General features: G+C 74.4%; 11 protein-coding genes and 1 pseudogene. 8 read left to right on the top strand and 4 right to left on the bottom strand.

Annotation, left to right across the window (positions count from 1 at the left end; genetic code table 11):
- Positions 1-2: 2 nt before the first annotated feature.
- The 7 genes and pseudogenes from ACIP5W_RS05005 (at position 3) to ACIP5W_RS04975 (ending at position 7,636) form a co-directional block, all read left to right on the top strand.
- Positions 3-1,517 (top strand): ATP-binding protein, encoded by a 1,515-nt coding sequence (locus ACIP5W_RS05005; RefSeq protein WP_401466999.1) that lies wholly within the window; start codon positions 3-5, stop codon positions 1,515-1,517.
- Positions 1,514-1,867, top strand: a complete 354-nt coding sequence (locus ACIP5W_RS05000) for a UBP-type zinc finger domain-containing protein (RefSeq protein WP_401466817.1) — start codon at positions 1,514-1,516, stop codon at positions 1,865-1,867. Before ACIP5W_RS05005 ends, ACIP5W_RS05000 begins: the two co-directional genes overlap by 4 nt.
- Positions 1,868-1,881: 14 nt before the next feature.
- Positions 1,882-2,187 (top strand): annotated as a pseudogene (locus tag ACIP5W_RS04995) (LuxR C-terminal-related transcriptional regulator); the annotation flags it as partial.
- A 256-nt stretch (positions 2,188-2,443) separates the two neighbouring features.
- Positions 2,444-3,514: a tetratricopeptide repeat protein gene (locus tag ACIP5W_RS04990; RefSeq protein WP_401466814.1), complete on the top strand. Its 1,071-nt coding sequence runs from the start codon at positions 2,444-2,446 to the stop codon at positions 3,512-3,514.
- On the top strand, positions 3,511-4,587 hold the full coding sequence (locus tag ACIP5W_RS04985; protein ID WP_401466811.1) for a polyprenyl synthetase family protein: 1,077 nt from the start codon (positions 3,511-3,513) through the stop codon (positions 4,585-4,587). Before ACIP5W_RS04990 ends, ACIP5W_RS04985 begins: the two co-directional genes overlap by 4 nt.
- Positions 4,588-4,678: 91 nt before the next feature.
- The gene (locus ACIP5W_RS04980; protein WP_401466808.1) at positions 4,679-5,638 is read left to right on the top strand and encodes a threonine/serine dehydratase; all 960 of its coding nucleotides are present in this window, start codon (positions 4,679-4,681) and stop codon (positions 5,636-5,638) included.
- Positions 5,639-5,968: 330 nt separating this feature from the next.
- Complete coding sequence (locus ACIP5W_RS04975) at positions 5,969-7,636, top strand: protein kinase (RefSeq protein ID WP_401466805.1); 1,668 nt, start codon at positions 5,969-5,971, stop codon at positions 7,634-7,636.
- 548 nt (positions 7,637-8,184) lie between these two features.
- Here ACIP5W_RS04975 and ACIP5W_RS04970 read toward each other — a convergent pair.
- The gene (locus tag ACIP5W_RS04970) at positions 8,185-8,874 is read right to left on the bottom strand and encodes a class F sortase (RefSeq protein ID WP_401466802.1); all 690 of its coding nucleotides are present in this window, start codon (positions 8,872-8,874) and stop codon (positions 8,185-8,187) included.
- Positions 8,871-9,710 carry a DUF4397 domain-containing protein gene (locus ACIP5W_RS04965; RefSeq protein WP_401466799.1) on the bottom strand — a complete coding sequence of 280 codons (840 nt, stop codon included), beginning with the start codon at positions 9,708-9,710 and terminating at the stop codon, positions 8,871-8,873. The genes ACIP5W_RS04970 and ACIP5W_RS04965 overlap by 4 nt, the downstream gene beginning before the upstream one ends.
- A gap of 415 nt (positions 9,711-10,125) precedes the next feature.
- On the opposite strand from ACIP5W_RS04965, the gene ACIP5W_RS04960 reads away from it, so the two are divergent.
- Entirely contained in the window at positions 10,126-11,097 is a 972-nt protein-coding gene (locus ACIP5W_RS04960) for an LLM class F420-dependent oxidoreductase (protein ID WP_401466796.1), read from the top strand.
- Positions 11,098-11,356: 259 nt separating this feature from the next.
- Here the strand turns inward: ACIP5W_RS04960 and ACIP5W_RS04955 are convergent, their stop codons facing one another.
- Both ACIP5W_RS04955 and ACIP5W_RS04950 read right to left on the bottom strand, forming a co-directional pair.
- Complete coding sequence (locus ACIP5W_RS04955) at positions 11,357-11,851, bottom strand: DUF6328 family protein (RefSeq protein ID WP_401466793.1); 495 nt, start codon at positions 11,849-11,851, stop codon at positions 11,357-11,359.
- Positions 11,852-11,932: 81 nt separating this feature from the next.
- Complete coding sequence (locus ACIP5W_RS04950; protein WP_401466790.1) at positions 11,933-12,916, bottom strand: aldo/keto reductase; 984 nt, start codon at positions 12,914-12,916, stop codon at positions 11,933-11,935.
- Positions 12,917-12,920 lie beyond the last annotated feature (4 nt).

Here is a 12,920-nt window from a genome sequence, read left to right as displayed (position 1 = left end):
CGATGCCCTGCGACACGGCCGAGATCAGCACGCTGTTCCTGTTCGAGAAGCTCTCCCCCGAGCAGCTCGGACGGCTGTGCGCCGAGGGGCGGGTGGAACGGTTCGAGGCCGGTCCGGTCTACACCGAGGGCGACCCGGCGACCTGCTTCTACGTGATGATCGAGGGCACGGTGGTGCTGTACCGCCGGGTCGGGGGCGACGACGTCGAGGTCAGCCGCACCTCGCAGCGCGGTGTGTACGGGGGCGCCATGCAGGCCTACCTCGGGGACCGGGTGCCGCAGGTCTACAACAACTCGATGCGGGTGACCGAGCCGACCCGCTTCTTCGTGCTGCCCGCCCAGTCGTTCTCGGACGTCATGCAGGAGTGGTTCCCGATGGCCGCGCACCTGCTGGAGGGGCTGTTCTTCGGTTCGAAGAGCACCCAGCGGGCCGTCGGGCAGCGTGAACGGCTGCTGGCGCTCGGCTCGTTGTCGGCCGGGCTCACGCACGAGCTGAACAACCCGGCCGCCGCGGCCGTACGGGCCACGGCGACGCTGCGGGAGCGGGTGGCGAAGATGCGGCACAAGCTCGCCGTGATCTCGCAGGGCGCCTACTCCCGCGAGGTGCTCGCCGGACTGATCGAGATCCAGGAGCGCACCGCCGAACGGGTCGCCAAGGCCCCGGTGCTGAGCCCCCTGGAGGCCTCCGACCGGGAGGACGAGCTGACCGACTGGCTCGACGACCACGGCATCCCGGAGGGCTGGCGGATCGCGCCGACGTTCGTGCAGGCCGGACTCGACGTGGACTGGCTGGAGCAGGTCGCGGCGGCCGTGGCGGCCGACATCCTGCCCAACGCGATCGGCTGGCTCAACTACACTGTCGAGACCGAGCTGTTGATGGACGAGATCGACGACTCCACCAACCGGATCTCCCATCTAGTCGACGCGGCCAAGCAGTACTCGCAGCTCGACCGCGCCCCCTACCGGGTCGTCGACGTCCACGAACTCCTCGACAGCACCCTGCTGATGCTGTCCGGGAAGATCGGACAGAGCATCGAGGTCGTCAAGGACTACGACCGCAACGTGCCGGACGTCCCCGCGTACCCGGCGGAGCTGAACCAGGTGTGGACGAACCTCGTCGACAACGCGGTCTTCGCCATCAAAAGCGCCGGCGGGGAAGGCACGCTGACCGTGCGGACCGCGCGCGAGGGCGACCGGCTGCTGGTCGAGTTCGGCGACACCGGGCCCGGCATCCCGGCGGACATCCGCAGCCGGATCTTCGACCCCTTCTTCACCACCAAACCGGTCGGCGAGGGCACCGGCCTCGGCCTGGACATCTCCTGGCGGATCGTCGTCAACAAGCACCACGGCAGCCTCCAGGTCGAGTCCGCGCCGGGCGACACCCGCTTCCAGGTACTGCTGCCGCTGACCGCGCCGCCCGCCACGACCGACGCCGGCGTCGGTGCCGGCACCGGCACCGGCACCGGCACAGAAAGCACCTCCGAGACCGCCTCCCACACCGCCGAGGAGCCCGTATGACCGACGCCCACGCCCTCGATCCGAGCGTCCCGCCGAGCGGCACCGGCTGCGTCGAGTGCGACGCGAGCGGCGGCTGGTGGTTCCACCTGCGGCGCTGCGCCCGGTGCGGCCACATCGGCTGCTGCGACTCCTCCCCCGCCCAGCACGCCACCGCGCACTGGAAGTCCACCGGACATCCCCTGGTGCAGAGCTTCGAGCCGGGCGAGGACTGGTTCTGGGACTACGACGGCGACGAGCTGTACGAGTCCGGCCCGGACCTGGCGGAGCCGTCCTGCCACCCCCTGGACCAGCCCGTGCCCGGCCCGGCGGGGCGGGTGCCGGACGACTGGGCGCGGTCGCTGAACCGCTGACGCCCGGCAGCCCCGCCCGGGAGACGGCCGTACGACTGCGGGCGGCGCCGCTGCCGGCGCGGGTGGACGCCCTCGTCCGGCGGGGCCGCCCGGCGCCCGTCGCGTCCGGCCGGAAGGGACCGGCCGTCCTCACGGCCCGCGAACGGGACGTCCTGCGGCTGCTCGCCCTCGGCCGCAGCGACCGGCAGATCGGCGAGGAGCTGTTCATCAGCGGCAAGGCGGCAAGCGTCCACGTCTCCGGCATCCTGGCGAAGCTGAGCGCGGCCGGCCGCACGGAGGCGGTGGCGATCGCCCACCGGGAGGGACTGCTGGAGACGGAGGCGCCGGGCCGAGCGCGGGCGCGGCCCCCTCCCCCGCCGCCCGCCCGCGGCGCCCCGACGGCCCGCCGTACCGCGGCCCGCCCAGTGATCTGCGCCTCACAGGCAACCCGGCCCGCCGCACGCACGTCTTGACCGGCAACGACACGCGGCATCCGGTGACACCCGCCCCGGCCGTCTCTTCGGACGGGGCGATTTCCGGACGCACTATACACGCCATGTATACACACTGTGCATACATGGTGGCCGAAAGGAATCGATGTACGGCAAGGCTTTCGCCCCGGAATACCAGGGCGCCCTCACCACCCTGTCCGTGAACTCGTCCCTGGTCGACGTACTGACCGCCGGCACCGAGCAGTTGGCGGCGGCCGAGCGGGCCGGTGAGCGGGCCGAGGTGGCGCGCTCCGGGCTCGCGGTCGCCGAGGCGCACCGCCGGCTGGGCCAGGTGCGCGAGGCGGACCGGGCCTGGAAGGCGAGCTATCGCGCGGCCCGGGACGCGGGCGACGTGGCGGCGATGGCGTGGGCCCTGTGGAGCGGCGGCACCCTGGCCCGGCAGCGGGGCGCCTTCCCGTTGGCCCGGCGACTGCTGGCGCTGGCGGCCGACCTCGGGGAGCGCGGCGGGGACGTCGTCGTCCGGGGCTACTCGCTGGCCGGGCTCGCGGAGACCGGCCGCATCCAGGGCGACTACGAGGCCGTCGGCAGGCTGCACGAGCAGCTCCTGGCCGAGGCCCGCCGGCGCGGCGAGGCACGGCACACGGTGTGGGCGCTGGAGGGCATCGCGCAGATGCACCGCAACTCCGGGGACTTCGACACCGCCTGCACGCTGTTCCAGGAGGCGGCCGAGATCTCCGCGCGCGCCGACGACCGGCGGGGCCATGCCTGGGCGCTGCGCGGCCTGGCGGACGTCGTCTCCGTGCGGGACGGCGACACCGAACGCGCCCTCGCCCTGCTGGCCGAGGCGGAGACGGCCTGCCGTGCGATGAACCTCACCGGCGCGCTGGCCTACAACCACAAGATGCGCGGCAACGTCCTGTACCGGGCGGCCCGTTACGCCGAGGCGCGGGACCTCTACGAACAGGCCCTCGCGGAGTTCGGCGCGATGAGCGAGCCGCGCGGCACCGCCCTCGCCCGGCTCGGACTGGCCAAGTCGCTGGCCCGCCTGGGCCGTGACCGCTCCGAGACGGCCGCGGAACTGTCTTCACTGGCAGCGGAGTTGGAGCGGATCGGACTGCGGCACGCCCGGGAGATGGTGGCGCGGGCCGAGGAGGAACTCGGCATCAAGGCGGCCGCCGGCCGTCCGGGTGACCAGGCCGCGGAGACCGTACGGTGACGGCGCTCTCCACCACGGCGCTCTCCACCACGGTGGTCCCGCCGGCGTCGACGAAGGGGCCGGCCGCCCCCGCCGCCCCCGCCGTCCTCGACCGCTGCCGCACGCTGGTGCGACCCGCGCTGGCGGAAGCGGTCGGCCGACTGCATCCGTGGGTGGGCGAGATGGCCGCGTACTCCTTCGGCTGGTGCGAGGTGGGCGGGGCGCCCACCGCCGCGTCCGGCGGGAAGGGGCTGCGGCAGGCCCTCGCCGTGCTCGGCGCCGAGGCGGCGGGAGCGCCCGCACGGGCCGGGGTCGCCGCGGCCGTCTCGGTCGAACTCGTGCACGCCTTCTCCCTGTTGCACGACGACATCATGGACGGCGACCCCACGCGAAGGCGCCGCCCCACGGTCTGGAAGGCCTACGGCACGGGGCCCGCGGTCCTCGCCGGTGACGCCCTGTTCGCCCTGGCCGTCGAGACCCTCGCCGCGGCCCCCGGCGGCGCCGGCGGCGTACGGCTGCTGTCCGGGGCGCTCGCCGGGCTGGTCCACGGGCAGGCCGACGACCTGCTGTTCGCCGCGCGGCCCTGGTCGGGGCCCGAGCGGGTGCGGCCGGACGCGTACCGGGCGATGGCCGAGGGCAAGACCGGCGCGCTGCTGGGCTGCGCGGCCGCGCTGGGCGCCGTGCTCGGCGGGGCCCCCGAGGCGACCGTCACCGCGCTGGACCGGGCCGGACGGCATCTCGGGATCGCCTTCCAGGTGGTCGACGACCTGCTGGGGATCTGGGGCGATCCGGCCGTGACCGGCAAACCCGTCCACGGCGACCTGCGCGAGGGCAAGAAGACCTTTCCGGTGCTGGCGGCCCTGGAGTCCCCCCGGCCGGCGGCCCGGCGCCTCGCCCGGCTGCTGGAGTCGGGGGGCGACCCCGTCGAGGCGGCGGCACTGGCCGAGGAGGCCGGAGGCCGGGCGGCGGCACTCGCCGAGGCGCGCCGGCAGGTGTCCGCCGTGCAGTCGGCGCTCGCCGGGGTGCCGCTGCGGGCGGGGGCCGCGGACGACCTGCGGTCGCTGCTGGACTTCCTGGTGCGACGCGACCTCTGACCACCGCCCGGACCCCGGTTGACCCGGTCCACCGCCGCGCGACAGGGTGCGGGGAGCGCGCGCGGCACAGCGCGCAGGAAAGGTGGTCGTCTTGATCGGCATCACGGACATCGAAGCCGCGGCGGAGCGGATCGCCGGGCACGTCGTCCGCACCCCGACCCTCCCGAGCCCCGGACTCTCCGGGCTGCTCGGTGTCCCCGTCACCGTCAAGCTGGAGCTGCTCCAGCGCACCGGTTCCTTCAAGGCGCGCGGGGCAACGGCGAAACTGCTCTCGCTCTCCGAGGCGGAGCGGGCGGCGGGGGTGGTCGCGGTGAGCGGCGGCAACCACGGGATCGCGGTGGCGGTCATGGCCGCCGCCCTCCACGTGAAGGCCACGGTCGTCATGCCGCGTTCGGCGCCCGCCCGTGCCGTCGAGATCGTCGAGGAGGCGGGCGCGTCGGTACGGCTGACGGACGGGATGGGCAGCGCCTTCTCGCTCGTGAACGACCTGCGGGACGAAGGGCTCACCCTGGTCCACCCGTTCGACGACCCGGTGGTGGTCGCCGGTCAGGGCACCGTCGGTCTGGAGTTCGCGCGGGACGCCGACGAGCTGACGGACGTCCTGGTCAGCGTCGGGGGCGGCGGGCTGATCTCCGGTGTCGCCGTGGCCCTGCGGGCGCTGCGGCCGGGGGTGCGGATCTGGGGGGTGGAGACCGAGGGCGCGGAGGCGATGGCCCAGGCGCTGAAGGCCGGCGGTCCGGTGCCGGTGGAGGTGTCGTCCATCTCCACCACGCTGAGCGCGCCGGCCGTCGCGCCGCTGACGTACGAGCACGTCTCGGCGCTGGTGGGCGAGGTGCTCGTGGTGCCGGACCGGGAGGCCGTACGGGGCTGTCTGGAGCTGGCCGAGCACGCGAAGGTGTGGACCGAGCCGGCCGCCGGATGTCTGCTGCCGGCCGCCCGGCGGGTCGTGGAGCGGGTGGGCCCCGACGCCCGGCTGGGGCTGGTGGTCTGCGGGGGCAACGCGTCGGCCGCGGACATGGCGTCCTGGGCCGGGCGTTTCGGTCTGCGCTGAGACCGGAGAGCGTCCGCGGCGGCCGTCGTCGGGGAACGGGCCGACGGCCGCCGCGGTGTTTTTGGCCGGCGCCCGCCGCCGGCGTTTCCGCGGGCGCCCGCCGCCGGCGTTTCCGCGGGCGCCCGACGCGGGCGTTTCCCGGGCGCCCGAAGCGGGTTCACCGCTGGTTGTACGGCCGGACCGCTCGAAGTCATTTCCTCTCCTCGCACATGTGCGCGCCATTTTTTGAATGAAAGACAGAAATCCCGCCCGAGTCGCGCCGCTCTTGAACGCACACCCTCTCGACCGCCGTACCACTGGGAAAGGTGAGCAGACGGGGTTCAGCGAGGGATGACCATGGTCAAGGCGCACGTCTCCACGCACGAGTTGGTCGCCGGTCGCTACCGGCTCCTCGACGTCGTCCACCGCGAGACGAACCGCGTCAGCTGGTACGGGGAGTACGCCGACGAGTCGGCCGGTTCCCGGCCGTGTCTGGTCACCCGGATCGGACTGCCCGCGGACCTCGCCGAGGAGGACGCGCACCGGGCCGCCGAGCGCGTGGTGCGGATGTCCGAGACGATGGCCCGGGTGTGCCCCGGCCGGGTCGCCACCGTCCTCGACGCCCTCGCGGAGGCGGGGTCCCTGTGGACCGTGACCGAGTGGATCGACGGCCTCCCTCTGGGCCAGCTGATCGAGCAGCGGCGCGTGTTCCCGGTCGCCCGCGCCGCCCGGATCGGGCTGGAACTGCTCGACGTGCTGGAGGCGGCCCACGGCGAGGGCATCACCCACGGCGAGCTGAGCCCCGGTCAGGTGTTCGTGCGGACGCGCGGCCCGGTCGTCGTCACCGGCTTCGGCCTCGCGGGCGCGACCCTCGCCCCCCGACTGGCGGCCCCGGCGTACGCCTCCCCCGAGCAGGCACGCGACGAACGCATCGGGCCGGCGGCCGATCTGTGGGCGGTGGGCGCGATCCTCTACACGGTCGCCGAGGGCCGGCCGCCCTACCGGGACCGGGACCGGCCGGAGGCCACGCTGAAGGGCGTGGACCGGCTGCCGCTGCGCACCCCCCTGCGGTCCGGTCCGCTCGGGCCCGCCGTCCAGGGCCTGCTGCGCAAGGACTCACGGGAGCGGATGACCCGGCCGACGGCGCGCCAGAGCCTCGTCCGCGCCCTGGACGAGGACACGCACGCCGTGCCCGCGTCCCGGCCGCGGCGGGCGTACGCCGTCGCGCGGGTCGCCGGTCCGCGGTGGAGCGGGCGGACGGTGGCGGCGGGGACCGCGCTGGCCGTGGTCACGGTGGCGGTCGCCGCGCTGGCCGCGACGGGCCAACTGCCCGGTGTCGAGCGGACGGCGTCGGACGGTGCCCAGGCCGGCCCGGCCGCGCCCGGCGCCACGGCCGGCGAGGACGGCGCCGACAGAGTCACCGGCGTGCCGGCGCCGAGCCCCAGCCGGCCGGCGCCCGCCTCGCCGCCCGTGGCCTCCCCGGAGGCGAGCCCGCCCCCGGCCCCGGCTCCGAGCCCCCCGGCCGCCTCCCCGTCGGGCACCACCGGGACCCTGCCGGCCGGCTTCCGGGTCCTGCGGGCGCCCGAGGGCTTCTCCGTCGCCCTCCCCGAGGGCTGGACCCGGCTGGAGACCGCGCGCTCCGGGGACCTCGCCTACCGGGTCACCTTCGGCGCCGAGGGCGACCCGCGCACCCTCGCGGTCACCTACAGCAAGCGGGTCGGCCCGGATCCGGTGGCCGTCTGGCGCGAGGACGTGGAGCCGGAGCTGCGCAGGGCTGACGGGTTCGAGCGCATCGGGGCGATCGAGGCGACGACGTACCAGGGGTACGAGGCGGCCGACATGGAATGGCTCGTCGACGTCGACGGCACCCGGGTGCGCACCTTCGGCCGCGGTTTCCTGCTCGGCGGCCACCGCGGCTTCTCCCTGCGCTGGACGACCCCCGCCGCCGACTGGGACACCACCGCCAACCGGCAGGCCCTGGACGCCTTCCTCACGACCTTCCGGCCGGGTCAGGCCTGATCCGGCCCGATCCGGCCTGATCGGGCCCGACCCGGACGAGAGACCCCGGGTTCCGCCGGAAGGCCCCCGGCCGCGCGGCGCGCGCAGCCTGCGCAGCGGGCCGCCGTGCAGCGGCTGGGTGGCCCAGCGGGCGGTGAAGGTGCCGTCCGGGAGGGTGCAGGTCACCCGGAGCCGGTGGGGGGTCTCCAGAAAGGCGAGGTCCGCGGTGAGGGTGTCGCCGTCGCTCCAGCCGCCGCTCGCCGCGAGGGGCACGTCTTCCTCGGTCACGGTCCAGGCGCCGGTCCCCAGACGCGGTGTCAGGCGGTCGTCGTCCTCGGCGAGGACCAGCGTCCAGCCGTCGCCGTCCGCCGTGACGGTGACACCGGTGAGGCTCGGCAGGTCGGCACGGACACCGCCGTACGGGTTGAGGGCGGCGCCCCGCCACTCCCGCGGGCGTTTTGGCGGTGCGGGCTTTCCGGGGCGGGCGGAAGGGCGAGGCGGGTGAGAGACGGCCGGCCAGTGCCGTGTCGGCGTCCCGGGGGCCGGGCAGCGGGGCCGGACGGAAAACCCTAGCCGCGTTCCCGGGCGGGGACCGCGTACACCAGCAGGTTCCGCTGGTAGCCGCCGCGTTCGCGGTCGTAGGGGGGCGCGCAGGTGACCAGCGTCAGGACCGGCTGTCCGTGGCGCCGGAACACCTCGTCGGGGAGCCTGTCCTTGTCGACCACCTCGCGGGCCGTCACCTCGTACCGCACGGGGGGCGCGTCCTCGCGGGCCACGGTCACCTCGTCGCCCTTGCGGACCCGGTACAGCTTGGCGAAAGCGCCCAGGTCCCCGGTGCGGTCGTCCACATGGCCGACGAGGACGGCGGAGCCGGCGGAGGCGCCCGGCGCGGGACCGTAGCGGTACCAGCCGGCCTGCCCCGCGTTGTCGGGGACCTCCACCGTGCCGTCGTCGTCGACGCCGACGCCCTGCACCCGGGCGTCCAGGGAGACCCGTGGGACGCGCAGCGCCATCGGCTCGGACACCGGTCCGGACCCGTTCCCCGCCTCGCCCGGTCCGGGGTCGTGGACCCCGAACGAGGTGACGGCCGCGGGCTCCTGGGCCCGCGGCCGGTCACCGAAGTCCGACGGCACCGAGGCCCCGGACGGCCACAACGACCAGACCAGCAGCGCCGCCAGGACGGCGGCGACGACCGCGGCGGCCCGGACGGCCGCCGCGGAGGGCCGCCCGCCCCTGCGGGAGGGACGCACGGCCGTCACTCGCTCCGGGTGTACCGGCGGCGGGCGGCCAGCAGGCCGGCGACCGCGACGGCCCCCGTGGTGCCCCAGGTGAGCCAGGCGGTGGCGGAGTGGTTGTCGGCGGCCATCGCGCCGCTCTCACCGGCGTCCACACCGTTCGGCGCGGAGTCCGTGCCGCTGATCGTCTGTGTCTTCAGCGCGAGGTTCTTGTCCTGGGCGCTCCCCCAGGCGTAGACGACCGTGTGGGAGCCCTCGGCGAGGTCGAGGTCTGCGGGGCCTATGACCACGGTGTCGGTCCCGGCCAGGACGACGTCGGCGTTCACCGTGCCGGCGGGCACCTCGAGCGACTTCTCGTTCGGGTTGGTCAGGCCCTCGACGACCGGCTCGCCGCCCGCGCGGACGTCCACGGCGGGTGCCGCGGCCACGTGGCGGACGGTCAGCCGCGACTGGCCGGCCGGGACCTTGGAGGTGTCGTTGACGAACGCGGTGAGCGTGGGGTTGCCCTGGGCGTCGAGGTGGGCCGCGAGCGTGGCGTTCGCCCCGGCCGGGACGTCGACGCTCTTCCGGATGGCGGGATCACCGTCGGGGCCCTTGCCGTCGGGGAAGACCTCGATGTCGTAGGTGCCCGGGTCCAGGGACTGGGGCTCGGTCAGGGTGCCGGGCTTGAAGTCGGGAAGCAGTTCTTTCCCGTTGGCGTACACGTCGACGGTGAGGCCCGGAACGCCGTGGAACACGGACACGGACGCCTTTCCGTTCTCCTGCGCCGCACCTTCCGCGAAGGCGGGGACGGCCACGGCGAGGGACAGTACGCAGGCACTGGCGGTGGCGGTGGCGATCTTCCTGCTGCGTGAGTTCATGGGAACTCCCTTCGTGGGGGGGGACCCCCGTCACAGGTGGAGCCCGGCTTCCCGACGAGTGGTTCCTCGGGTGCACCGCGCGACGGGTTCCTCGGTCGGAGGCCCGGCCGACCTCTCACCGGCGTACGGTGTACGGCGTGCTGGCGGGGCCGGTGTCACGTGGGCTGCCGGGACGGTGTCACTGCTGATGTCACATGTGCTGTCGGTTGACGGCGGGCCGGCCCGGGCGCCTCTGAACGGGGCCCGGCACTTCGCTCTCCGCCGCCGGGAGGCGACGCAGGCGGTCCTCGGGGAGCGTCCTGCCCCTCGTGACACTTGATCCAGTATGGGATGCCGGGCGCCGGTCCGCCATTTGTCCTCGTACGTCCCGCCCGCGGCCCGTTTCCGCCCCCGTCCGCCGGGGGACCCGGCGCCCATGGTGCGAATCGGATACACGATGATGACCGAGCAGGCCGGCCCCCGTGAACTGGTCGGCCATCTGGTGCGGGCCGAGGAGGCCGGCTTCGACTTCTCGGTGACCTCGGACCACTACTTCCCGTGGCTGCGGTCGCAGGGGCACTCGCCGTACGCGTGGAGCGTGCTGGGCGCCGCCGCCCAGGCCACCTCCCGCATACCGCTGATGACCTACGTGACCTGTCCCACGGTCCGCTACCACCCGGCGATCGTGGCGCAGAAGGCGGCCACGATGCAGCTGCTGTCCGAGGGCCGCTTCCGGCTGGGGCTGGGCTCCGGGGAGAACCTCAACGAGCACGTGGTGGGCGGCGGCTGGCCGCCCGTGAACGTGCGGCACGAGATGCTCGAGGAGGCCGTGGAGATCATCCGCGCGCTCTTCGAGGGCGGCCACGTGACGCGTCACGGCACGCACTTCGACGTCGACTCGGCCCGCCTGTGGGACCTGCCCGACCAGCCGCCGGAGATCGGCATCGCGGTCTCCGGGGAGCAGTCGTGCGCGCTCGCGGGCCGCCTCGCCGACCTGGTGATCGCCACCGAACCGAAGCCGGGGCTGCTGGAGGCCTTCGACCGGCACGGCGGTTCGGGCAAGCCGCGCGTGGGCCAGCTGCCGGTCTCCTACGACCCCGACCGGGACACCGCGGTGAAGCGGGCGCACGCCCAGTTCCGCTGGTTCGGCAGCGGCTGGAAGGTGAACTCCGAGCTGCCGCACCCGGACTCCTTCGAGGCGGCGACCCGGTTCGTCACCCCGGACGACGTGGCCGCGTCGATCCCCTGCGGCGACGACCCGGACGCCTTCGTCGAAGCGGTCCGCCCCTACGCGGAGGCCGGGTTCACCGAGGTGGCCCTGGTGCAGATCGGGGGTGACGCGCAGCCGGCGTATCTGGACTGGTCGGAGAAGACGCTGCTGCCGGCGCTGCGCGAGGCGTTCGCCTGAACGCGTTCGTCCGACCGGGTTGACCCGGCCGTGTGCGCCCCCGCCCCCGTGCGTCCGGCCCGTCCACCCGGTCCCCCGCCGGCGTGACGGGCGCGGGCGGCGCCGGTGGCCGTGTCGCGGCCTGCGCGGGCCCGCGTGCCACGTGCTGAGCGCCCGCGCTGCGCGACCGGGCCACGGATGCCGGACGGGGGGGGGGGGGGGGGGGGGGGGGGGGGCGGGCCCCCCCCCCCCCCCCCCCCGCCCCCGTCCGGAAGGCGCCTCAGCGGGAGGTGTAGCGGTGCCGGGTCCACATCGGGATGCCGAACCAGAACAGCAGGTACCAGGCGACCACCGCGGTGACCAGGTAGGGCACGTAGGCGTCGTGGGTCGCCACCCGCAGGATGAGGAGCAGGGCGGAGGTCATCGTGGCGAGCAGCAGCACCAGGCCGGTGAAGGTCATCCGGGAGGCCCAGGTGACCGCCTCCGGCTTCACCCGCCGCCCGGAGACCAGGCGGTGCAGGGAGACCGGTCCTATCAGGGCGCCCGTCGCGCAGGCGCCCAGGACGACCGTGACGAGGTAGATCGCGTGCTCGGTTTCCCCGAGGCTCGCGTAGCGCGGGGTGAAGACGACCGTGAGCAGGAAACCGAAGAGGATCTGCACGCCCGTCTGGGCGACGCGGACCTCCTGGATCAGCTCGCCCCACTTCCGGTCGGCTCTCTCCTCCTCGGTCTCGTCACGGCCTCTGCGACGCTCGTCCCCCACTGCGGTGCCCACGTGTCCTCCCCGGTTCGAGTAAATGTTCTCCCGGCGAGTACCCGCTGATCGGCGTTTTTCTCCGCCCGGTCGCGGTTCCGGCTACCAGCGGCCCTCGACCTGCTGCTCGATCCGCCGCTCGTACAGGTCCCGGACCGCCGTCAGGGTCTCCTCGGACAGCTCGGGCAGGCGGGCGGCGGCCGCGTTGGCGCGGGCCTGTTCGGGGGAGCGGGCGCCCGGGATCACCGTGGTCACGCCGGGCTGCCGGACGATCCAGCGCAGCGCGAGCTGGGCCGGGGTGTACCCCTCGGGGGCGAGGGCGGCGAACTCGGCGGCGGCCTCGACGCCGGTGGCGTAGTCGATGCCGGAGAAGGTCTCGCCCTGGTCGAAGGACTCGCCGTGCCGGTTGTAGGTGCGGTGGTCGTTCGCCGGGAAGACGGTGTCCTTGGTGTACTTGCCGGACAGCAGGCCGGAGGCGAGCGGCACGCGCGCGATGATGCCGACGCCGGCCTCGCGGGCGGCGGGGAGCACCTCGTGCAGCGGCTTCATGCGGAACGGGTTGAGGATGATCTGCACGCTGGCCACGCCGGGCCGGGCGATCGCCGTGAGGGCCTCGGCGCAGGTCTCCACGCTGACGCCGTAGTGGGCGATGCGCTCCTCCTCCACCAGGGTGTCGAGGGCGTCGAAGACCTCGTCCGTGGAGTAGACGGGGGTGGGCGGGCAGTGCAGCTGCACCAGGTCGATGCGGTCGACGCCGAGGTTGCGGCGGGATCGGTCGTTCCAGGCGCGGAAGTTGTCGAGGACGTAGTTCTCGGGGATCTGGTCGACACGGCGGCCCATCTTGGTGGCGACCAGCACGTGCAGGTCGGGCCGTCCGCTCAGGAAGGCGGCGATGGTCTGCTCGCTGCGGCCGTCGCCGTACACGTCGGCGGTGTCGAAGAAGGTGACGCCCGCCTCGGCGGCCGCCTCCAGTACCGCCAGGGCCTCCTTGTCGTCGACGTCACCCCAGTCGGCGCCCAGTTGCCAGGTACCGAGACCGATGACGGATGCGTGCTGACCAGACCTGCCGAATTCGCGCTCGTCCATGGGG

It is taken from the genome of Streptomyces sp. NPDC088766 (genome assembly GCF_044750845.1).
Classification (GTDB): domain Bacteria; phylum Actinomycetota; class Actinomycetes; order Streptomycetales; family Streptomycetaceae; genus Streptomyces.
Note: the sequence above shows the minus strand (reverse complement) of the source record. Positions and strands in the feature narration are given on the sequence as shown.